This is a genomic window from Ulvibacter sp. 2210JD10-4 (genome assembly GCF_058148525.1).
Genome location: NZ_JBYVJZ010000004.1, coordinates 15,059 through 35,833, shown reverse-complemented (window position 1 = coordinate 35,833; position 20,775 = coordinate 15,059). Strand labels below are relative to the sequence as shown.

At 37.2% G+C, this 20,775-nt stretch carries 23 protein-coding genes and 5 tRNA genes; 25 read left to right on the top strand and 3 right to left on the bottom strand.

Annotated elements, in window-relative coordinates:
- Nucleotides 1-8: 8 nt before the first annotated feature.
- Nucleotides 9-620, top strand: coding sequence for a hypothetical protein (locus ACY2RT_RS10200; protein ID WP_490155811.1), 612 nt, complete (start codon nt 9-11; stop codon nt 618-620).
- Nucleotides 621-658: 38 nt separating this feature from the next.
- Nucleotides 659-2,287 (top strand): amidohydrolase, encoded by a 1,629-nt coding sequence (locus ACY2RT_RS10195; protein ID WP_490155810.1) that lies wholly within the window; start codon nt 659-661, stop codon nt 2,285-2,287.
- 23 nt (nt 2,288-2,310) lie between these two features.
- On the opposite strand, the gene ACY2RT_RS10190 is transcribed toward ACY2RT_RS10195, so the two are convergent.
- Nucleotides 2,311-3,093, bottom strand: a complete 783-nt coding sequence (locus ACY2RT_RS10190; RefSeq protein ID WP_490155809.1) for a membrane metalloprotease — start codon at nt 3,091-3,093, stop codon at nt 2,311-2,313.
- 74 nt (nt 3,094-3,167) lie between these two features.
- Between ACY2RT_RS10190 and ACY2RT_RS10185 the strand changes: the two genes are divergently transcribed.
- A complete protein-coding gene (locus ACY2RT_RS10185; protein WP_490155808.1) occupies nt 3,168-3,707 on the top strand; it encodes a DUF2059 domain-containing protein in 540 nt (179 codons plus the stop codon).
- Here the strand turns inward: ACY2RT_RS10185 and ACY2RT_RS10180 are convergent.
- Complete coding sequence (locus tag ACY2RT_RS10180; protein ID WP_490155807.1) at nt 3,694-4,398, bottom strand: class I SAM-dependent methyltransferase; 705 nt, start codon at nt 4,396-4,398, stop codon at nt 3,694-3,696. The genes ACY2RT_RS10185 and ACY2RT_RS10180 overlap by 14 nt on opposite strands.
- 17 nt (nt 4,399-4,415) lie before the next feature.
- On the opposite strand from ACY2RT_RS10180, the gene ACY2RT_RS10175 reads away from it, so the two are divergent.
- Nucleotides 4,416-4,907, top strand: a complete 492-nt coding sequence (locus ACY2RT_RS10175; protein WP_490155806.1) for a YkgJ family cysteine cluster protein — start codon at nt 4,416-4,418, stop codon at nt 4,905-4,907.
- On the opposite strand, the gene ACY2RT_RS10170 is transcribed toward ACY2RT_RS10175, so the two are convergent.
- Nucleotides 4,904-6,205 (bottom strand): exo-beta-N-acetylmuramidase NamZ family protein, encoded by a 1,302-nt coding sequence (locus ACY2RT_RS10170; RefSeq protein WP_490155805.1) that lies wholly within the window; start codon nt 6,203-6,205, stop codon nt 4,904-4,906. The two genes, ACY2RT_RS10175 and ACY2RT_RS10170, sit on opposite strands and share 4 nt — an antisense overlap.
- A 10-nt stretch (nt 6,206-6,215) precedes the next feature.
- Between ACY2RT_RS10170 and ACY2RT_RS10165 the strand changes: the two genes are divergently transcribed.
- The 21 genes from ACY2RT_RS10165 (at nt 6,216) to rplA (ending at nt 20,773) form a co-directional block, all read left to right on the top strand.
- Nucleotides 6,216-7,451 (top strand): ABC transporter permease, encoded by a 1,236-nt coding sequence (locus ACY2RT_RS10165; protein WP_490155804.1) that lies wholly within the window; start codon nt 6,216-6,218, stop codon nt 7,449-7,451.
- Nucleotides 7,452-7,505: 54 nt separating this feature from the next.
- Nucleotides 7,506-8,486, top strand: a complete 981-nt coding sequence (locus tag ACY2RT_RS10160) for a PLP-dependent cysteine synthase family protein (protein ID WP_490155803.1) — start codon at nt 7,506-7,508, stop codon at nt 8,484-8,486.
- Between the two features lie 97 nt (nt 8,487-8,583).
- The gene (locus ACY2RT_RS10155) at nt 8,584-9,855 is read left to right on the top strand and encodes a DUF2851 family protein (RefSeq protein WP_490155802.1); all 1,272 of its coding nucleotides are present in this window, start codon (nt 8,584-8,586) and stop codon (nt 9,853-9,855) included.
- Between the two features lie 43 nt (nt 9,856-9,898).
- A complete protein-coding gene (locus ACY2RT_RS10150) occupies nt 9,899-10,129 on the top strand; it encodes a PspC domain-containing protein (protein WP_490155801.1) in 231 nt (76 codons plus the stop codon).
- Entirely contained in the window at nt 10,126-11,142 is a 1,017-nt protein-coding gene (locus ACY2RT_RS10145) for a potassium channel family protein (RefSeq protein ID WP_490155800.1), read from the top strand. Before ACY2RT_RS10150 ends, ACY2RT_RS10145 begins: the two co-directional genes overlap by 4 nt.
- A gap of 100 nt (nt 11,143-11,242) precedes the next feature.
- Entirely contained in the window at nt 11,243-12,841 is a 1,599-nt protein-coding gene (locus tag ACY2RT_RS10140) for an alanine/glycine:cation symporter family protein (protein WP_490155799.1), read from the top strand.
- 60 nt (nt 12,842-12,901) lie between these two features.
- Nucleotides 12,902-13,783, top strand: a complete 882-nt coding sequence (locus tag ACY2RT_RS10135) for a ComEA family DNA-binding protein (protein ID WP_490155798.1) — start codon at nt 12,902-12,904, stop codon at nt 13,781-13,783.
- A gap of 43 nt (nt 13,784-13,826) precedes the next feature.
- A complete protein-coding gene (locus tag ACY2RT_RS10130) occupies nt 13,827-14,990 on the top strand; it encodes an acyl-CoA dehydrogenase family protein (protein ID WP_490155797.1) in 1,164 nt (387 codons plus the stop codon).
- Nucleotides 14,991-15,100: 110 nt separating this feature from the next.
- Nucleotides 15,101-15,295 carry a 30S ribosomal protein S21 gene (gene rpsU, locus ACY2RT_RS10125; protein WP_490156134.1) on the top strand — a complete coding sequence of 65 codons (195 nt, stop codon included), beginning with the start codon at nt 15,101-15,103 and terminating at the stop codon, nt 15,293-15,295.
- Nucleotides 15,296-15,364: 69 nt separating this feature from the next.
- Complete coding sequence (locus ACY2RT_RS10120) at nt 15,365-16,255, top strand: tyrosine-type recombinase/integrase (protein WP_490155796.1); 891 nt, start codon at nt 15,365-15,367, stop codon at nt 16,253-16,255.
- 25 nt (nt 16,256-16,280) lie between these two features.
- On the top strand, nt 16,281-16,583 hold the full coding sequence (hpf, locus tag ACY2RT_RS10115; RefSeq protein ID WP_490155795.1) for a ribosome hibernation-promoting factor, HPF/YfiA family: 303 nt from the start codon (nt 16,281-16,283) through the stop codon (nt 16,581-16,583).
- A 100-nt stretch (nt 16,584-16,683) separates the two neighbouring features.
- Nucleotides 16,684-16,757, top strand: a tRNA-Thr gene (locus tag ACY2RT_RS10110).
- Nucleotides 16,758-16,796: 39 nt separating this feature from the next.
- Nucleotides 16,797-16,878, top strand: a tRNA-Tyr gene (locus ACY2RT_RS10105).
- A gap of 213 nt (nt 16,879-17,091) precedes the next feature.
- A tRNA-Gly gene (locus ACY2RT_RS10100) sits at nt 17,092-17,164 on the top strand.
- Nucleotides 17,165-17,267: 103 nt separating this feature from the next.
- Nucleotides 17,268-17,339, top strand: a tRNA-Thr gene (locus ACY2RT_RS10095).
- A 56-nt stretch (nt 17,340-17,395) separates the two neighbouring features.
- Nucleotides 17,396-18,583, top strand: coding sequence for an elongation factor Tu (tuf, locus tag ACY2RT_RS10090; protein ID WP_490155794.1), 1,188 nt, complete (start codon nt 17,396-17,398; stop codon nt 18,581-18,583).
- A 115-nt stretch (nt 18,584-18,698) separates the two neighbouring features.
- A tRNA-Trp gene (locus ACY2RT_RS10085) sits at nt 18,699-18,771 on the top strand.
- Nucleotides 18,772-18,798: 27 nt separating this feature from the next.
- The gene (gene secE / locus ACY2RT_RS10080) at nt 18,799-18,987 is read left to right on the top strand and encodes a preprotein translocase subunit SecE (protein WP_490155793.1); all 189 of its coding nucleotides are present in this window, start codon (nt 18,799-18,801) and stop codon (nt 18,985-18,987) included.
- A 5-nt stretch (nt 18,988-18,992) separates the two neighbouring features.
- Nucleotides 18,993-19,547, top strand: a complete 555-nt coding sequence (gene nusG, locus ACY2RT_RS10075) for a transcription termination/antitermination protein NusG (protein WP_490155792.1) — start codon at nt 18,993-18,995, stop codon at nt 19,545-19,547.
- Nucleotides 19,548-19,618: 71 nt separating this feature from the next.
- Nucleotides 19,619-20,056 carry a 50S ribosomal protein L11 gene (rplK, locus tag ACY2RT_RS10070; RefSeq protein WP_490155791.1) on the top strand — a complete coding sequence of 146 codons (438 nt, stop codon included), beginning with the start codon at nt 19,619-19,621 and terminating at the stop codon, nt 20,054-20,056.
- A 21-nt stretch (nt 20,057-20,077) separates the two neighbouring features.
- Complete coding sequence (gene rplA / locus ACY2RT_RS10065; RefSeq protein ID WP_490155790.1) at nt 20,078-20,773, top strand: 50S ribosomal protein L1; 696 nt, start codon at nt 20,078-20,080, stop codon at nt 20,771-20,773.
- Nucleotides 20,774-20,775: the final 2 nt, after the last annotated feature.

Genomic DNA, 20,775 nt, shown 5'->3' with positions numbered 1-20,775 from the left:
ATATCAAAATGATTCGATTACTACCCACATTTGGAATTCTTCTTTTTGTGGGTTTATTTTTTATTGCAGCTTCTATGTATCCCGGAGGTTCTCAATTTAATCCAAATTCCATAGGCTTTAGCTGGGCTGATAATTACTGGTGTAATTTATTATATGAACAAGCTATTAATAGAGAAATTAATCCGGCGCGACCTATTGCAATAGCCGGTATGGGATTTCTATGCGGAAGTCTGGCATTGTTCTTTTATATGTTTCCTAAGTATTATTCTTTAAATAGAATTTGGGATCGGATCATACAAATTAGTGGTATTTTATCAATGCTGTTAGCAGCGTCCATTTCAACTGAGTACCATGATATTATGACTACATTGTCAAGCCTTTCAGGCCTATTTACTCTTGCGGGAATTTTGATAAGTTTATATAAATACAAACTTAGGGGATTTATGTACACTGCGATTTTATGCATTGTTTTACTGGGTGTGAATAACTATATCTATTATTCTGAAAATTACCTGTATTATCTGCCAATAATTCAAAAAATAACATTTGCAGTGATATTGCTATGGGTAATAGCACTAAATTTTAGTTTTTTAAAACGAACTCCGCTTATTAAGAATTAATTTTTTCTTTTTTTTTACTTTTACTGAAACCATTCCAAATGAAACCAACCCTCTTTCTTTTCTTCGTTTTTTTAATTTCATGTGCTCCGGATAAGATCCCTGCAGACCTATTGGTAAAGAATGCAAACATTTATACGGTTAATGACACTTTTGACACTGCAAAAGCTTTTGTGGTTAAAGATGGAAAAATCCTTGAAATTGGTAAGAAACCCGAATTAGAGTTAAAATATAATATTACTGAAACCTATGATGCAGAGGGAAGAACTATTCTTCCGGGCTTAATAGACGCGCATGCTCATTTATTTAATTTAGGGAAAAAGCTTCAAAATGTAGATCTGGTAGATACTAAAAGCTTTGATGAGGTATTGAAGCTTGTTGTTGCCTTTCAGAAGGAAAAGAATGTAGATTATATCATTGGGCGAGGTTGGGACCAGAATGATTGGGAACATAAAGAATTTCCTGACAATATAAAATTAGATTCGTTATTCCCTGATACTCCGGTTGCATTGACCCGTATAGATGGTCATGCGATGATAGTAAACTCTACCGCTTTGGAACTAGCAGGAATTACTTCGAAAACAAAAGTGGCAGGAGGTGAAGTGATACTAGAAGACGGAAAATTAACAGGTATTTTGGTAGATACCCCTATGAATTTGGTGCGAAATACATTTCCGGAAATGACCTCTCAATATATTGCTCAGGCTTTAAAAGATGCTGAAAAGATATGCTTGGAATTAGGACTTACAACGGTAAATGAAGCAGGTTTAAATAAACAGATCATTGAAGCAATAGATAGCCTTCAAAATACCGGAGAAATGTCATTGCGAGTGTACGCTATGGTGAGTAATACAGAAGAAGACCTAACCTATTTTTTAAATAAAGGTATTGTAAAGACAGACCGTTTGAATGTACGATCTGTAAAAGTATATGGCGATGGTGCTTTGGGTTCACGTGGTGCTGCTATGCGAAAACCTTATAGCGATAAACCGGAACATTTTGGCGCCATGATCACACCTATGGAAGAAATGAGATCTTTAGCAGAAAGAATTGCCGCTGCCGGATATCAAATGAACACGCATGCAATTGGGGATTCTGCAAATGTTTCAATATTAAGAGCTTATCAAGAAGCTTTAAAAAACAAGACCGATGCACGTTGGAAAGTAGAACATGCTCAGGTGGTAACACTTTCAGATATTGGTCTGTTTTCAAAAAATATAATTCCATCAGTCCAGCCTACACATGCCACCAGTGATATGTATTGGGCGGAAGATCGGGTTGGAAGCGAAAGAATTAGAGGTGCTTATGCCTATAAAACATTACTGGATAAAGCTGGTATCATTATATTGGGAACTGATTTTCCTGTGGAAAAAGTAAACCCAATGCATACATTTTATGCAGCGGTAGCCCGAAAAGATTTAAAGAATTATCCCGAAGGAGGCTATCGTATGGAAGAAGCATTATCCAGAGAAGAAACTTTAAAAGGAATGACTATTTGGGCAGCATATTCCAATTTTGAAGAGAATGAAAAAGGAAGTATCGAAGTAGGTAAGTTTGCAGATTTTATCGTTTTGGAAAAAGATATTATGAAAATCCCTGTGGATAGTATACCCAATGTAAAGGTAAAGGCAACATTTATAAATGGTAAAAAGGTATTTAGCAGAGAATAGTTATTTATAAAGATGTATAACTATTATTTACCTCCTTTTGCTTGCAGGTCAGCAATGCAAAGAGGATCCAGTGCAGGAACCTGGATTAAACTTCTCATTCTCGTTTCAACCTGATTTCGATTACTACTTTCAAAAAACATTAAACAATCTTCTACAACACAGTGCTTTAGATGTGCAGGGTCTTCATGGTCCGTATGGATATCGTCGTTTTGGATATTTACTAACCCCAAAATATGTCCAAACTCATGTTGTAAAGTAGTTGTTTCCAGAATGGTAAGGTCTACATTAGGATTGGATATAACAAAGTCTTTTATTGTTTTTTCATATACAACTATAGACGTGTTTTGATACGCAGTCCCAAGAGTCACTGTAGTATCTGTATCGTTTGAAGAAGAGCCGTTTGAGAAGAAAACAAACACCGCAATATTGTCACCGTCTGTATACTTTGTCCTGTTTTCATCTTCAATATCCTTTATTTCATCTATACTAAAAGGAGCTCCGTTAGGAGAATCAATTACGTTTTCAATAAAAGTAATACTACCGGACTTATTGATCCTTTCGTTCAAAAAATTTCTAAAGTTTGTGATCGTAGCATTTGTAGGCCTGTAAGTAGAAGCAAATACAAATTCTACCGTTAAATTTGTATAAATATCATTAGACAATAAATCTTCAGCAGAAACTCCCAATTCCTTTCGGTTTTCAGTTTTAAAATTATTTGCCGGAGTGGCCTCATCATCATTTTTACAAGCAGTAAAACTTATAAAAATGAATAGAATGATTAACAGTTTAATACAGGGGTGCTTCATTTCTTATTTTTGTATTTTTGGCAGACTTATTGCTACTGGTACAACATTCTGCAATAATAGAAAATTTTGAACATATGAAAATACGATACTTGTTTTTAACGCTCTTTTTAACAATTTGTTTTTCTGTCTCTGCACAAGTTGATTCCTTTCAGCAAGATATCATAGATTATCTCAATATTAATGGCACCCCTCAACAATATGACGGAGCGTATGACGAGATGTTTAATGTGCTTAAAAAACAGTTTGCTTCGGCAAATGTGCCTGAAGAATTCTGGGCGGATTTACATCAGGGAAAAGAAAAAAGCATAAATGAGATCATTGCATTTTTAACTTTTGCGTACCGAAAACATTTCACCCGCGAAGAAATTGCGAGTATGACAAAATTCTATAAAACCGAAGCAGCTCAAAAAATGGTATTAAGGTCTGGGGGCCTTTCTTCTGAAGAAAATGAAAAAATTGCTACTTTCTTCAATAGTGATATTGGAAAAAAGATCGAAGAAAAGCGTGATGTACTTTCCGAAGATATTGCAGAAATCTCAGGACACTGGAGCCGTGACCTTTTTTCTGAAAAAATGAGCGTACTTGTTAAAGCCGGATATTCTACACAGCACTAATTCTTGCTAAGTAATCGTAGTTTTTTCCTCGTTCCAGTACTTCAAAGGATAAATTATTTGATAGGCAGGCTTGTTCAAAAATTTGCTCGCCCAGGTATAAACAATCAAAAGGTTCACTGGTTTCTTGTTTGTACTTTATAATAAATTCAAGCTCTCCGTAATAGCGATCCCCGGGAATCCAGATACCACCATTATCTCCTTCATTATACATATATTTTAGGTCACTGGAATCAATAAGTATTTGTCCTGTGGGAGTTAGTAATGTTTTTAAATGCTGAAGATATTGTGCGACTTTTGAAATTTTCTGAAAGAGTCCAGAACCGTTCATCAACAATAAAATGGTGTCAAATTTTTCATCTTTTAATTCGAAGAAGTCTATACATCTTACATCCTTTATCCCTCGAAGCCTGGATACTTCTACCGCTCCTTTGGAAATATCGACGGCTGTGATTTGTAAGCCTTTTTCCTGAAGATATAATGCATGGCTTCCGGCACCACAACCTATATCAAGCACCTTTCCTCTGGCCAATTGTAATGCTTTTTGTTCCAATTCAGGCATTTCAGCAAAGCTTCGGAACATATAAGGCAAAGACAAGGTGTCTTCTTCACTTATATTGGTTTCGGTGATGATGTCCTCGGTATAATTTCCGTGGAAATAATCTAACAATGCATTGCCAATGATATCTTTCATTTACGTATTTTTGAAATATGGAGGAAACCCTGCAAAATCTCCCTCAGCGAGCCAAAGATACACATAACGAGAACAAAAAGTTCTTCATCAAGCTGAAGAAAAAACCACCAAAACAACTCGATTCGCTAATGCTAGAATTACATGAGGCCGAATTTGAACGTACCGACTGCCTTAGATGTGCTAATTGCTGTAAAACAACAGGCCCTTTATTTACAGACAGAGACGTGGAGCGAATATCGAAGCATTTTAAGATAAAGCAACAGCAGTTTATTGAAAACTATTTACGTGTAGACGAAGATAATGATTATGTGTTGCAAAGTGTCCCCTGTACTTTTTTAGGAGATGATAATTATTGTAGTATTTATGAGGTGCGTCCAAAAGCCTGTCGTGAATTTCCACATACAGATAGAAAGAAATTTCAGCAGATATCAAACCTAACTTTGAAGAATGTTGCGATTTGCCCTGCAGCATTTAATATTGTGGAAGAGATGAAAAGACAATTGCTTTAATTTTTAGGATACAATAAATATTTCTCACGCATTTCATCATATCTTTCCAGATCCTGAAGCCATGTTGCCCTGATTTCCCGATAGGTATAACCTTGTTCTATTTGTTCCTGTAGCTTTTTAGTTCCTGCAAGTTTGGTAAAGAAATCATTAAAAAAACCAGATTCTTTTCCGTAGCCTACATAGGCTTCGATCAACCATTCCAGATTTATCTTATTAAGTTTTTTAGCTTCGCGAAGATCTATACCATTGCATTGTTCTCCTTTAAACTTAGGATATTTAGCTCCTTCATTGGATTGTGGGGTGAACGTAAATGGAAAATACGCAGCAGGTAAAGCAGGAGCACCAAAAATCTGAAACTGCATATCTGTTCCGCGTCCTGCACTCACTATGGTTCCTTCAAAAAAGCACAAGCTGGGGTATAGATTAATAGCTATATCATTGGGAAGGTTAGGAGAGGGTTTTACAGGTAACGAATAGGCCATCTCATGGGAGTAATTTTGCATTTTGATTACTGTAATATCACAGTTTAGCTTGTTAGCCAACCAACCTTCGCCATTGATCATTTGCGCATATTCACCAATGGTCATGCCATGAACTACCGGTACAGGATGCATCCCTACAAAGCTCTTGTGCTCCGGTTCAAGTAGAGGGCCGTCAATATAATGTCCGTTAGGATTTGGACGATCCAGAATAATAAGAGGGATATTGGCTTCGGCACAAGCTTCCATAACATAATGGAGTGTGGAAATGTAAGTATAAAAACGTGCACCTACATCTTGAATATCGAATACCATTATATCGATCCCTTCGAGTTGTTGAGGAGAAGGCTTTTTGTTCTTTCCGTAAAGAGAAATAATTGGCAAGCCGGTTTTGGTATCAATACCATCTTTCACTACTTCTCCGGCATCGGCGGTACCTCTAAAACCATGCTCCGGGGCGAAAACTTTTTTAATTGAAAACTGGAATCCCAAAAGTACATCCACCAAGTGCTTATGTGTTAACCTATAACCTCCGGTTGGATAATTGGAGTTTTTATTTGGAGCGTGTAGTGTATCTACAATGATCGAAGTTTGATTCGCTACAACCCCTATTTTTTTGTTCTCTAAAAGTGCATAATACTTAGAAATTTGATTCGCGCCGGTTATAATTCCTTTTTGAACAGGGTCTTTTGCTTTTACTGTATCATGTGTCACAATTTCTTCGGAAGCTACAGCGTTAGTTTCTTTGTTCTGACTTCCACAGGAAAAACAAACCAGAACCCATAAGAAAAATGTATTTTTGAAAAAAGATAATCGCATATAGTAACCAGTGAATTTCGAATTTTTCATCGCCCGGCGCATCATTGCAGCCAAGGATTATAAAAGTAGTATTTCGGCACCAATAATAAAAATTGCCATTACCGCTATTGCCTTGGGGATTATTATGATGTTAATATCCATTGCCACAGGAGTTGGGCTTCAGAAAAAGATACATGAAAAAGTCTCTGCTTTTAACGGCGATATCATTATTACCAATTTCGACACCAATTTCTCTAACGATTCGCAGATTCCTATATCAAAAAACCAGGATTTTTATCCGGAATTTACAACTGTTGAAGGAATCAAACACATACAGGTGACAGCCTTAAAAGGTGGTGTGATCCGTACCGAAACAGATTTTGAAGGTGTAGTTGTAAAAGGTGTAGGGGAGGACTATAACTGGCAGTATTTTGAAGATTTTCTGGTAGAAGGCAAGTTACCGGACTTTACATCAGATCTCAACTCAGATATTCTAATTTCTTCTTTTCTGGCCAATAGATTACAATTAAAATTAGGAGATAGAATAGTTACTTTTTTTTTAAATGATGATAGTTCCAAAGCACCCCGAAGTCTCGGTTTCACTATTGCCGGGATCTATAGCAGTGGATTTCAGCAATTCGATGAACAATTTTTAATAGCAGACATTCGGCACATTCAGCGTCTTAATAAATGGAAAGAAGACCAAATAGGTTCCTTTGAAATTTTTATAAACGACTTTGACGAGATTGTTCCAATAGGTAATGCAGTTTATAATGAAACTTCAAGCACACTCGATACACAGACCATTCGTGATAAATACAATTCCATTTTTGAATGGCTGGATCTTTTTGATTTCAATATTGCACTTATTATTGGAATCATGATCTTGGTGGCTGGTATCAATATGATCACGGCTTTATTGGTATTAATACTTGAGCGCACTCAAATGATCGGAATTCTTAAAGCATTGGGAAGTAGTGATTGGAGTGTGCGTAAAGTGTTCATTTACAATGCTATGTATCTGATTGGTGTTGGGTTGTTTTGGGGAAATGTAATAGGAATTGGCTTATTGGTACTACAGCAACAGCTTAAATTATTTCCATTGAACCCAAATACGTATTATGTTACCGAGGCTCCTGTTTATCTGGATATCAGCTATATTTTAGCTCTGAATGCAGGGACATTTATACTTTGTTTATTAATGCTTTTACTCCCTTCCTATATAATAGCCAAGATTTCTCCTGTTAGAGCTATTCGATTTGAATAATTAGGTGGCTTAAGTCAAAGGGCTTTTGTACCTTTGCCTCGCTAAAAAAATAGAATGGAATACGCAAAAAATATCTTAGAGACTATTGGTAATACACCATTGGTGAAAATCAACAAATTAGCCGAAGAAATTCCGGCTTTGGTACTCGCAAAATACGAAACATTTAACCCGGGAAATTCTACAAAGGACCGCATGGCTTTGAAAATGATCGAAGATGCCGAAGCAGACGGAAGATTACAACCCGGTGGAACTATTATTGAAGGAACCAGTGGTAATACAGGGATGGGCCTGGCACTGGCAGCTATCGTGAAAGGTTATAAATGTATTTTTGTGATCTCCGATAAACAGTCTAAGGAAAAGATGGACATTCTAAAAGCAGTGGGGGCAGAAGTTGTTGTATGCCCAACCGATGTAGAACCGGATGATCCCAGGTCCTATTATTCTGTATCCAAACGCTTGGGCCAAGAAACTCCTAATTCCTGGTACGTAAATCAATATGACAATCCAAGCAATGCCAAAGCACATTATGAGAGTACCGGCCCTGAAATCTGGAAACAAACCAATGGTAAGGTCACCCATTTTGTAGTAGGTGTAGGAACAGGCGGTACCGTGTCCGGGGTAGGTAAATATTTAAAAGAACAAAATCCTGAAATAAAAATATGGGGAATAGATACCTATGGCTCGGTTTTTAAGAAATACCATGAAACAGGCGTATTTGATGAAAAAGAGATCTATCCCTATGTTACTGAAGGAATAGGCGAAGACATCCTACCAGAGAATGTAGATTTTAGCCTTATTGAAGGGTTTACAAAGGTTACAGATAAAGACGCCGCCATTTATACGCAACGATTGGCAAAGGAAGAAGGTATGTTCCTGGGTAATTCTGCCGGAGCTGCCATGAAAGGAGTATTGCAACTTAAAGAGCATTTTACAAAAGATGATGTGGTGGTGGTCCTTTTTCATGACCACGGAAGTCGTTATGTTGGTAAAATGTTTAACGAAGAATGGATGAAAAAAATGGGCTATACAGATTAGACTTTTTAAAATCTGTAAAATTAAATCCTGCTTATTGAGCAGGATTTTTTATTTTTAACCGTTTTCTGAACTGAACTCCCTTCAAATTATTCGAAAAATGAAAGAAGATTTCCTGCACTATGTGTGGAAGTTTCAAAAATTTGATGCGCGAAAGTTAACTACAATTCAAGGAGAGTTTATCGAAATTATAAACCCCGGACAACACAACTTAAATTCCGGACCGGATTTTTTTAATGCACAACTTTCTATTGATAATCAATTATGGGCGGGTAATGTAGAGATACATATAAGGTCTTCCCATTGGTATGAACATCATCATGAAAAAGATTGCAGTTATGATAATGTTATCCTGCATGTTGTCTGGGAACATGATGCTGAAGTCTACAGGAAAGATAATTCACCTATTCCTGCTCTTCAGTTAAAGGAAATAGTTAACAAAGCCTCGCTTGAAGCGTATAAAAATCTATTCTCAAAAAAACATTCATGGATCAATTGCGAAAATGATCTTCCTAAGATTGACTCTTTTATACTGAATAACTGGATAGAACGATTGTATGTGGAAAGACTGGAGCAAAAGTCTGAAGCTATTTTACAGGAATTAAGCACTACAAATAACCATTGGGAAGCGATACTCTTTAGAATGTTGTCCAAAAATTTTGGATTGAAAGTAAATGGAGATGCCTTTTTAAGTATCGCAAAATCCTTAGACTTTTCTGTTGTAAGGAAAATTAGTCATAATTCGTTGGAGCTGGAGGCTGTACTTTTTGGGCAGGCCGGCATGTTGGATAACGATAAAGAAGATCATTATTTTATAAAACTTCAAAGAACATATGCTTTTATAAAATATAAGTTTGGATTAGATAATAGTGCTGTTGTGAGTCCAAAATTTTTCAGATTACGCCCTCCCAATTTTCCAACCATCCGGTTGTCACAACTTTCGGTATTGTATCACACAAAGCAAAACCTGTTCTCCGAAATCATTTCAGCAACAACAATAGATCAACTATATACATTGTTTGATATATCAACAAGTACGTATTGGGATACGCATTATAATTTTGACCTTTCTTCGGCAAAACGAAAAAAAAGATTGACAAAAAAGTTTATTGACTTGATATTGATCAATACAGTCATTCCATTAAAGTTTTGCTATGCTGTACATTTAGGTAAAACTATTTCTGAAGACTTATTACTATTGGCTTCTGTGTTACCAACCGAGGAGAATTCAATTATTGGAAAATTTAATCAAATATTGCCAGTCTCTAAAAATGCTCTGGAAAGTCAGGCGTTGCTCCAACTTAAAAACAACTATTGTGATAACAATCGCTGTTTGGATTGTGCTATTGGAAACTCGATAATAAAAGGTTAAAATTACAAGAAAAATATTCAGCTAAAAATAGTAATTTGCAACTATGTTACAAGCCGTATATAAAATTCGCCATTATCTGGAAAAAAGAGGATTTTATGTAAGCTCACGTTTGGCAGACCGATTGGGTATGCGGGCAAAAAGTGTGCGTTTGTTCTTTATTTATGTATCTTTCGCAACAATGGGCGTTGGCTTTGCTATGTACTTGACCATAGCATTTTTATTGAAATTAAAAGACTTAGTGTTTACAAAGAGAACTTCAGTTTTTGATCTATGAGTAAGGTATTTCAATCTAAAATATCCGGGGCTTTAATTCTGCTCGTTCTTGTGTTTTTTATAGGGGTTTTCGGCTTCAAATTTCTTTTTGAATACGAATACAATTGGATCGATGCGATTTACATGACCGTAATTACAATAACGACTGTAGGCTTTGGGGAATTACATCCTTTAAGTCCTTCCGAAAAAGTGTTTACTTCTTTTCTTATCCTTTCCAGTATTTTTATAGTAGGATATGCAATTAAAGTGATTTCTGAATATATTTTAAGCACAAACAACATTGGTAACTTAAGACAAAAAAGAGTGGAAAAACAAATCAAATCCTTGGAAAACCACATTGTTATATGTGGCTACGGGCGAAACGGAAAACAAGCCGCACAAAAACTGCTCGCATATAACCAACCGTTTGTAATTATTGAAAGAGATGAAGAGGTGGTAGACCATTATTCTAATGAAGACTATCTCTTTGTTCAGGGTAATGCCATTGAAGATGAGAGTTTAATAAAGGCCGGTATAAAGAGGGCCTCTACGTTGATTTGTGCATTACCGAGTGATGCAGATAATCTATTTATAGTACTATCTGCCCGGCAAATGAATAAAGGGCTAAAGATAATTAGCCGTGCTACGGAAGAGACCAGTAAGCAGAAACTAAAACTTGCAGGAGCCGACAATGTGATAATGCCGGATAGAATAGGTGGTGACCATATGGCTTCACTGGTTGTGGTACCGGACCTGGTAGAATTTTTGGACAACCTTTCTGTATCCGGAGAACAGGATAGTATGAATGTGGAGCAGGTTCCTTTTGAGAAAATGTGTCCTGATGGACTTGAACGTGCAATTAATGAACTTGATGTAAGGAAAAAGACCGGTTGTTCCATCATTGGTTACAGATCTCAGGAAGGAGAATATATAGTGAATCCGGAACCTTCTATGGTGGTGAAAAAAAATTCCAAATTAATACTCATAGGTCGCCCCAATCAAATTGAAAACTTAAAACAATTGTATAACGTTTAAATGTCCGTTAACAATTAAAAGGTCGAAAAATTTGAATACACTACTTTTTTTTAGCATCTTGCCTTGCTGAAAAAAACAACGTCTCACTAAAAAACTCGTCATGAAGAAATTTCTTCTTTCCTTTTTTACATTTTTAATTTCATTTGCATCATTTGCTCAAGAAGCTACAGACAAAGGCTGGGATGAAAAAGTAAATGATTGGTTTACACCTATCTCAAATGCTTGGGCTTCATTTGTATTTACTGCTGTTAACTTCACAGAAGGTGTAAGTATGCCGGTTGTGATTATTTGGTTGCTGTTAGCCGGTTTGGTTTTTACTTTGGTATTTAAGTTTGCTAATATTAGACTTTTTGGGGTATCTATCAATATAGTTCGAGGTAAGTACGATGACATAGATCATGTTACTGTAGATCCTATGGCAGGTGATCCAACACCTGGTGGTGATGCAATCGAAACAATCCGTGTAGAAGGTCATGATGGAGAGGTTTCTCACTTTCAGGCACTAACTGCCGCCTTGTCGGGAACCGTTGGCTTGGGTAATATTGCCGGAGTAGCTATTGCAATCTCATTAGGAGGTCCTGGTGCGACATTTTGGATGATTGTTGCTGGACTACTGGGAATGTCCTCAAAATTCGTAGAGTGTACGTTAGGTGTAAAGTATAGAGATGTTGGAGCCGATGGAACTGTATATGGTGGTCCAATGTATTACCTGAAAAAAGGATTAAAAGATGTTGGGAAAGGTGGTCTTGGTAAAATATTAGCTGTACTCTTTGCGATAATGTGTATTGGAGGCTCATTTGGTGGTGGAAATATGTTTCAGGCTAATCAGGCAGCACAACAATTTAATACAATGATAGGTGCTGAATCTACCTCGGCAGGTGTTGTTTTCGGAATCATAATGGCAATAGTTGTTGCAATCGTTATTATTGGAGGGATAAAAAGAATTGGAAGTATTACTGAGAAGGTTGTACCATTTATGGTAGGAATATATTTCCTGGCAGCAGTGATCATAATTGTTATGAATATTGGAAGTATTGGCTCTGCCTTTAGCCAAATATTTGATGGAGCATTCAATGCTCAAGGGATTTCGGGAGGTATTCTTGGAGTTCTGATCATTGGATTCCAGAGAGCCGCTTTCTCTAACGAGGCAGGGGTAGGAAGTGCAGCGATTGCACACTCCGCCGTAAAAACCAAGTATCCTGCATCAGAAGGTTTGGTAGCCCTGTTAGAACCATTTATCGATACGGTAGTAGTTTGTACTATGACCGCCTTAGTAATTATCATTACAAATGGTGATGGTAGTATTATGACGTATGGTGTTGCAGAAGCAGACGGAGTTTTAGCAACTTCAAAAGCCTTTGCCTCTACGTTACCTTGGTTTCCATATGTACTAACGGTAGCAGTAGTTCTATTTGCATTCTCAACAATGTTGTCCTGGTCTTACTACGGACTTCAAAGTTGGATGTTCCTTTTTGGAAGATCAAAAGCGGCAGATTACACATTTAAAATTTTATTCTGCTTATTCATTATTGTTGGTTCGGCGGCAAGTTTGGGAGCAGTAGTAGGATTCTCGGATGCGATGATATTTGCGATGTCTGTACCTAACGTTATTGGTCTCTACTTCTTATTCCCGAAAGTACGTGATGAAGTGAAAAAGTATATATCAGCCATAAAGGCAAAGAGAGTTGAGAAGGCATAATATATTTTGCTATATTAGAGCTTAAATTCATAGCTCCCCGGTAACTAAAACCGGAATGCAATGAATCCAAACAACTTAAGATCCCACTTCTTGTTCAATAAACAACAGCGAAGTGGGATTCTGTTTTTGATAGGGGTTATTATTGCCTTATTATGTGTCTATTATTTTGTGGATGTTTCCGAAAAGAATATCCTTGATACATCTTCTGAAAAAATTGTAACATTACGATCTCAAATAGATTCTTTGCGAGCTACAGAAATTGAAAACCGAAAACCAAAAGTATACCCTTTCAACCCCAATTTTATTACCGATTATAAAGCTTACACTCTGGGAATGTCTTCTGAAGAATATGATAGGCTCAAACAATTTCGAAACAAAGAACAGTGGATCAACTCTGTAGCCGATTTTAAGCGAGTGACAAAAGTTTCAGATTCCTTGCTGCAAGTTATAAGCCCATATTTTAAATTCCCGGAATGGGTTACGCATCCAAAGTCCAAAAAGAAAGATCATTCAAATGATTATACTGAAAAGACCTATGCACAAAAAACTGATCTGAACAAAGCTACTGAAGCACAATTACAGGAAATAAACGGAATAGGCGAAGGGTTAAGCAGACGTATCATTTTACAGAGAGAAAAGATAGGCGGATTTACAGATGATATTCAATTGAATACAATATGGGGTTTGGATAGGGCAGTAATACAAAAAGTTTTAAACCGGTTTACAGTTAAGACACCAACTTCTATAGAAAAGATGGATATCAATAGTATATCGGCTTCAGATATAGCGACTATACCCGGAATTTCTTTTGAGCTTGCTAAAGAGATATGGGAATACAGAATACTTCACGAAGGAATCGATGATTTTTCAGAACTGGAAAAAATAGAAGGGCTGTCACCCCTTAAATTACAGCTAATTCAGCTATATTTGTACATCAAATAAAAATTGCTACAAAGACCAAATCTCTAAAAATAGATAAAGATTTATGAGTATATACTTTACAGAAGAGCACGAATTTTTCAGAAAAAGCTTTCAGGATTTTTTACAAAAAGAAGTAGTTCCGCATATAGAAAAATGGGAAGAGACCGGACACATTGAACGCTTTATCTGGGAAAAGGTTGGAGAGATGGGCTATTTTGGGATCAACTACCCGGAAGCCTATGGAGGGATGGACCTCGACCTGTTCTATACGGTCATATTTCTGGAAGAACTACAAAAAATAAACTCCGGAGGATTTGCAGCTGCCATGTGGGCACATGCATATTTAGCGATGACACATCTTAACAAAGAAGCAAATCACGAACAAAAAGAAAAGTATTTAACTCCCAGTATTACCGGAGAGAAAATTGGATGTCTTTGTATTACAGAACCTTTTGGAGGCAGTGATGTTTCGGGAATGCGAAGTACTGCTGTAAAAAAGGGAAATACTTATATCTTGAACGGCTCCAAAACATTTATCACCAATGGTGTTTACAGTGATTATTTGATCGTCGCTGCAAAAACAGCACCCGAGCTGGGTAATAAGGGAATAAGTATTTTTGTAGTGGACCGGGATATGCCGGGTGTATCGGCTACGAAACTGGATAAATTAGGATGGCGCGCGAGTGATACCGGAGAGATCGCATTTGACAATGTAGAGGTTCCTATAGAAAATTTAATGGGTGAAGAAAATCAGGGTTTTCCATATATCATGCAACACTTTGCGTTAGAGCGGCTTGTCATGGCAATCAATGCGCATGCCCGCAGTGAATATGCTCTGGAATATACGATCCAGTATATGAAAGACCGCACGGCTTTTGGCCAATCCATATCAAAGTTTCAGGCATTGAGACATAAAGTAGCACAGCTTTCTGCCGAAGTGGAAGTGTGCAAAACATTTAACTACGCAACAGCCAGACAGTTGAATGACGGTGAATATGCAGTGAAAGAAGCAACGATGGCTAAGTTGACCTCTACTAAGGTTGCAGACGATGTTATGTACGAATGCCTTCAGTTATTAGGAGGTTATGGTTATATGGAAGAATACCCGTTAGCGCGATTGTTGCGTGACAGTAGGTTAGGGCCTATAGGAGGAGGGACCAGTGAGATCCTAAGGGAGATTATAGCTAAAATGGTGATTGACGGAAAGGAATATAAGAAGGCTACTTGATAAAGCGTACACGATTTACTGCTCTGCATTAAAAAAATCTAATAACTAAGACCTAAAATCCAAAATCTTATTTATCTTTGCCGTCCCTAAAGAGAGGAGGTGATGACATTATGTTAATAATACCAATAAAAGACGGAGAAAATATCGATAGAGCGCTAAAAAGATTTAAGCGTAAATTTGACCGTACAGGAACCATGCGCCAGTTACGCAAGAGACAGGCGTTTACCAAGCCTTCGGTAACTCGTAGAGCTCAAATACAAAAAGCACAATATATTCAAGGATTAAGAGATGCGGAAGAAATTTAGTATTTCGCTATTCAAATAAATAAAAAGTCCGTTAGATTATAGTATTTTTACTTTCTAACGGATTTTTTTATGCCCTTTAAAGACTTCATTGATTATCTTACGTTAGAGAAAAATTATTCTGCGCATACCATTACTGCTTATCAAAAGGATCTTGAGAGTTTTTTGACTTTTGCTTCGGAAGAATACGATTACAAGACGATCAAAGATGTAAATTATTCCGTTATTAGAAGCTGGATCGTTACGCTGGTAGATTCCGGTATTACAAACCGAAGTGTTAACCGTAAGGTATCTTCTTTAAAGACCTATTACAAATTTTTATTGAAGACAAAGCAGATAGAGGTCAATCCTTTGTCAAAACACAAAGCTTTAAAAACAAGTAAAAAGCTGCAGGTTCCTTTTTCAGAAAAAGAGATTGAAGATGTTTTGCAATTGCTTGATGAAACTAAAGATTTTGAAGGTGTTAGAAATAAGTTGATCGTTGAACTTTTTTACTCCACCGGAATGCGAAGAGCAGAATTGGTAAACCTGAAGCTAAAGGATGTCTCTGTTACTCAAAACACAATTAAGGTTTTAGGGAAACGAAATAAAGAACGTATCATTCCTTTATTGCCTTCTGTGGCAGAATCCATCAAAGTCTATTTACAGCATCGTTCTCAGTTGGAAAAGATCAAAGACGATGCCTGGTTTTTTCTGTCTTTAAAGGGAGTTAAAATCTATGAAACACTTGTATACCGAATTATTAATTCATATTTTAGTAAGGCCTCTGAAAAAGTGAAAAAGAGTCCACATATTTTACGTCATTCTTTTGCGACTCATCTTTTAAATGAAGGAGCAGATTTAAATGCAGTGAAAGAACTGCTAGGGCATTCGAGTTTAGCATCTACCCAGGTCTATACACATAATAGTATAGCAACGTTGAAAGAGGTATATAAGAAATCGCATCCCCGCAACTTAAAATAAATTACAAACATTAAAATTCTTGCGTATGAATGTAAATGTGCAACCTACAAATTTTACAGCCGATACCAGGCTTATTGACTTTATCGAAAAGAAGCTTTCCAAGCTGGAACAATTTTATAATAAGATTGTATTTGCCGATGTATTTTTAAAGGTTCAAAATACAAGCGAAAAACAAAATAAAATTGTTGAAATATTACTAAGTGTTCCGGGTGATGATTTAATTGTAAAAAAAGAAGCCAGGACTTTTGAAGTTGGAACAGACGAATGCGTGCAGTCACTGGAACGACAGCTAAAAAAGCGCAAACAAAAACAAAGGGCGTATTTATAAGATAAAAATTCAAAAAAAGTTTTTTAGAAAAAATAATTTATATACATTTGCAGTCCGTTAGAAATAGCGGACTTTTTTATGGCTAAAAAGTTACATAAAAGCCGATGTAGCTCAGCTGGCTAGAGCAGCTGATTTGTAATCAGCAGGTCGTGGGTTCGAGTCCCTCCATCGGCTCTTAAGAAAAAGAAAAGTTCTTTTAAATACAATGGTTAAGGGGAGATACTCAAGCGGCCAACGAGGGCAGACTGTAAATCTGCTGACTATGTCTTCGCAGGTTCGAATCCTGCTCTCCCCACGTAGGATTTTACGTGATTTTGTAGAAAGATTGCTTTCTTAAAAAATTGAGTATAATTCTTTCTTCGGGCTCACCCGAAAAGGATCACCGAGCAAATGCAAGGTAATCCATCAGAAACCATGAAGTTGGTTTTTGAAAAAGGATCGCCAAATGAAAAGAGGTGATTCACTTTGAAATATTGAAATTATATGCTGATTTTTTTCAGCTAAAAAAGCGGGAGTAGCTCAGTTGGTAGAGCGTCAGCCTTCCAAGCTGAATGTCGCCGGTTCGAACCCGGTCTCCCGCTCAAAAAAACAGCAACATCACGAAAGTGATTGTTGGTGCTAATTTTGAGTTTAAAGTTTGTGAAAGTGAACTTGAACCTTAAACTTTAAACCTGCAACCAATAAGCCGGTGTAGCTCAGGGGTAGAGCGTTTCCTTGGTAAGGAAGAGGTCATGAGTTCAAATCTCATCATTGGCTCAAATAAGTACAAATATTGAACACTATTATATAACTAAGATTAAATAAATACAAACATGGCAAAAGAAACATTTGATCGCTCCAAACCCCACTTAAATGTAGGTACTATTGGACACGTAGATCACGGTAAAACAACCTTAACAGCTGCTATTACTAAAGTATTGGCAGATGCTGGTTTTTCAGAGGCTAAGTCTTTTGATCAAATTGACAACGCTCCGGAAGAAAAAGAAAGAGGTATTACAATTAACTCTTCACACGTAGAATATCAAACGGCGAATCGTCACTACGCACACGTTGACTGTCCAGGTCACGCGGATTACGTAAAAAATATGGTTACCGGTGCTGCGCAAATGGATGGAGCTATCCTTGTAGTTGCTGCTACAGATGGTCCTATGCCACAAACACGTGAACACATCCTTTTAGGACGTCAGGTAGGTATTCCTCGTATTGTTGTATTCATGAATAAAGTGGATATGGTGGACGATGAAGAACTTTTAGAATTGGTAGAAATGGAGATCAGAGATCTTCTTTCTTTCTATGAGTACGATGGAGATAACGGTCCTGTTATTGCAGGTTCTGCTTTAGGTGCACTTAACGGTGAGCAAAAATGGGTAGACACTGTGTTGGAATTAATGGAAGCTGTTGATACTTGGATCGAAGAACCTCTTCGTGAAGTAGACAAAGATTTCTTAATGCCTATTGAAGATGTATTCTCTATTACAGGTCGTGGTACAGTAGCAACAGGTCGTATTGAGACAGGTGTTGCTAATACCGGAGACGCTGTAGATATCATTGGTATGGGAGCAGAGAAATTAACTTCTACTATTACCGGAGTTGAAATGTTCCGTAAGATCCTTGACAGAGGTGAAGCTGGAGATAATGTAGGTATCTTATTAAGAGGTATTGAAAAAACCGATATCCGTAGAGGTATGGTTATCTGTAAGCAAGGATCTGTTACACCTCACGCTAAATTCAAAGCAGAGGTATATGTTCTTAAGAAAGAAGAAGGTGGACGTCACACTCCATTCCACAATAACTATCGCCCACAGTTCTACGTTCGTACAACTGATGTAACGGGTAATATTGCTCTTCCTGATGGAGTAGAGATGGTTATGCCAGGAGATAACTTAACAATTACTGTTGATCTTATCCAACCAATTGCCTTGAACTTAGGTCTTCGTTTTGCTATCCGTGAAGGAGGTAGAACTGTAGGAGCAGGTCAGGTAACTGAGATTTTAGACTAATTTAAGTCAATAGATAAAGGAGTTTTAAGGTGTCCGCCATAGGTGGACGCCTTGACTTTTATTACGGGTTTAGCTTGACCTTGTTAGAATGTAGGTCGTAGAGCAGCTCATAAAAACGGGTTTAGCTCAGTTGGTAGAGCACTGGTCTCCAAAACCAGGTGTCGGGAGTTCGAGTCTCTCAACCCGTGCAAATAATAGCATTAATACCTGATAAAATGGTAGATTATATTAAAGAGTCTTATAACGAACTAAAAAACCATGTAACCTGGACGTCTTGGGCAGAAGCACAGCGACTTACAGTTCTTGTAGCTGTATTTTCGGTAGTTCTCGCTTTAGCAGTATGGGGTGTGGATACTGTTTTTAGTAAGTTAATAAGCCTATATTTTGAATGGATCAAGTCGTAACGGAAATGACTGAAACAAAGAGCACAAAAAAGTGGTATGTAGTCCGTTCGGTTAGTGGACAGGAAAACAAGATCAAGTCGTATATCGAATCTGAGATAAAACGACTCAATCTGGAAGATTATATTGATCAGGTTTTAGTTCCTACCGAAAAAGTAATACAGATTCGTAACGGAAAAAAAGTACATAAAGAACGTGTTTATTTTCCGGGATACATTATGGTACAGGCAAGCCTGGCAGGTGAAATACCACATATTATAAAATCTATTAACGGGGTGATTGGCTTTTTGGGTGAAACCAAAGGGGGAGACCCTGTACCGCTAAGACAAGCAGAGGTAAACAGAATGTTAGGGAAGGTAGATGAGTTGGCTGTAAAAGATGACAACGTAAACATTCCTTTTGTAATTGGCGAAACAGTAAAAGTGATCGACGGGCCATTTAATGGATTCAACGGTACTGTAGAAAAAATAAATGAAGAAAAGCGTAAACTTGAAGTAATGGTGAAAATTTTCGGAAGAAAGACACCGTTGGAATTAAGTTATATGCAAGTAGAAAAAGTTTAATTGTTACACGCTATATAATAGGTTATTTCTTTGGCTTCCACTATAGAAAGAACCACATTAAAATTTAGAAAATGGCAAAAGAAGTAGGTAAAGTAGTAAAGTTGCAAGTTCGAGGAGGTGTCGCTAACCCGTCACCACCAGTTGGACCAGCTTTAGGTGCTGCCGGTGTGAACATTATGGAGTTCTGTAAGCAGTTTAATGCAAGGACTCAGGATAAGCAAGGTAAAGTATTGCCAGTAGTTATTACGGTGTATAAGGACAAGTCTTTCGACTTTGTTATTAAAACACCTCCTGCTGCTGTACAGATCCTTGAAGCCGCCAAAACAAAAAAAGGTTCTGGCGAACCACACATCAATAAGGTAGCTACTATCTCTTGGGATCAAGTAAGAACGATTGCAGAAGACAAAATGCCCGATCTAAATGCATTTACTGTTGAGTCTGCTATGAAAATGGTAGCCGGTACTGCTAGATCAATGGGAGTGAAAATAAAAGGTGCTGCACCTTTTTAATCAAGAAAAAGAATCTATAAAATGGCAAGATTAACAAAAAAGCAAAAAGAATCAACTGCTAAAGTAGAAGTGAAAGCCTATACTTTATCAGAAGCTTCTGCTTTAATAAAAGAAATCACCAACGTAAATTTCGATGCCTCCGTAGACCTTGCCGTGCGTCTTAATGTAGACCCGCGGAAAGCAAACCAAATGGTAAGAGGTGTAGTAACCCTTCCACACGGAACAGGTAAAGATGTAAAGGTATTGGCATTGGTAACTCCAGATAAGGAAGCCGAAGCTAAAGAAGCCGGAGCAGATTATGTTGGATTAGATGAGTACCTCGCAAAAATTAAGGGAGGTTGGACAGATGTTGACGTAATTGTAACCATGCCTAGTGTTATGGGTAAATTAGGACCATTAGGACGTGTTTTAGGGCCTCGTGGATTAATGCCTAACCCAAAGACAGGTACGGTAACAATGGACGTTGCTAAAGCTGTTTCTGATGTAAAAGCCGGTAAGATCGACTTTAAAGTCGATAAAACAGGAATTGTACATGCAGCAATTGGAAAAGCATCTTTTGATGCTGAAAAAATTGCCGGAAACGCAAAAGAATTATTAACAACCCTAGTGAAACTGAAACCTCAGTCATCTAAAGGTGTTTATATTAAAAGTATCTATATGTCTAGTACAATGAGTCCTAGTGTAGAGATAGACACCAAAAGATTTTCTGATCAGTAAAA

Coding starts and splice junctions, on each gene's coding strand:
- ACY2RT_RS10200 (WP_490155811.1), top strand. CDS start 9: ATGATTCGATTACTACCCACATTTGGAATTCTTCTTTTTGTGGGTTTA.
- ACY2RT_RS10195 (WP_490155810.1), top strand. CDS start 659: ATGAAACCAACCCTCTTTCTTTTCTTCGTTTTTTTAATTTCATGTGCT.
- ACY2RT_RS10190 (WP_490155809.1), bottom strand. CDS start 3,093: ATGAAGCACCCCTGTATTAAACTGTTAATCATTCTATTCATTTTTATA.
- ACY2RT_RS10185 (WP_490155808.1), top strand. CDS start 3,168: ATGAAAATACGATACTTGTTTTTAACGCTCTTTTTAACAATTTGTTTT.
- ACY2RT_RS10180 (WP_490155807.1), bottom strand. CDS start 4,398: ATGAAAGATATCATTGGCAATGCATTGTTAGATTATTTCCACGGAAAT.
- ACY2RT_RS10175 (WP_490155806.1), top strand. CDS start 4,416: ATGGAGGAAACCCTGCAAAATCTCCCTCAGCGAGCCAAAGATACACAT.
- ACY2RT_RS10170 (WP_490155805.1), bottom strand. CDS start 6,205: ATGCGATTATCTTTTTTCAAAAATACATTTTTCTTATGGGTTCTGGTT.
- ACY2RT_RS10160 (WP_490155803.1), top strand. CDS start 7,506: ATGGAATACGCAAAAAATATCTTAGAGACTATTGGTAATACACCATTG.
- ACY2RT_RS10155 (WP_490155802.1), top strand. CDS start 8,584: ATGAAAGAAGATTTCCTGCACTATGTGTGGAAGTTTCAAAAATTTGAT.
- ACY2RT_RS10150 (WP_490155801.1), top strand. CDS start 9,899: ATGTTACAAGCCGTATATAAAATTCGCCATTATCTGGAAAAAAGAGGA.
- ACY2RT_RS10145 (WP_490155800.1), top strand. CDS start 10,126: ATGAGTAAGGTATTTCAATCTAAAATATCCGGGGCTTTAATTCTGCTC.
- ACY2RT_RS10140 (WP_490155799.1), top strand. CDS start 11,243: ATGAAGAAATTTCTTCTTTCCTTTTTTACATTTTTAATTTCATTTGCA.
- ACY2RT_RS10135 (WP_490155798.1), top strand. CDS start 12,902: ATGAATCCAAACAACTTAAGATCCCACTTCTTGTTCAATAAACAACAG.
- ACY2RT_RS10130 (WP_490155797.1), top strand. CDS start 13,827: ATGAGTATATACTTTACAGAAGAGCACGAATTTTTCAGAAAAAGCTTT.
- rpsU (WP_490156134.1), top strand. CDS start 15,101: ATGTTAATAATACCAATAAAAGACGGAGAAAATATCGATAGAGCGCTA.
- ACY2RT_RS10120 (WP_490155796.1), top strand. CDS start 15,365: ATGCCCTTTAAAGACTTCATTGATTATCTTACGTTAGAGAAAAATTAT.
- hpf (WP_490155795.1), top strand. CDS start 16,281: ATGAATGTAAATGTGCAACCTACAAATTTTACAGCCGATACCAGGCTT.
- tuf (WP_490155794.1), top strand. CDS start 17,396: ATGGCAAAAGAAACATTTGATCGCTCCAAACCCCACTTAAATGTAGGT.
- secE (WP_490155793.1), top strand. CDS start 18,799: ATGGTAGATTATATTAAAGAGTCTTATAACGAACTAAAAAACCATGTA.
- nusG (WP_490155792.1), top strand. CDS start 18,993: ATGACTGAAACAAAGAGCACAAAAAAGTGGTATGTAGTCCGTTCGGTT.
- rplK (WP_490155791.1), top strand. CDS start 19,619: ATGGCAAAAGAAGTAGGTAAAGTAGTAAAGTTGCAAGTTCGAGGAGGT.
- rplA (WP_490155790.1), top strand. CDS start 20,078: ATGGCAAGATTAACAAAAAAGCAAAAAGAATCAACTGCTAAAGTAGAA.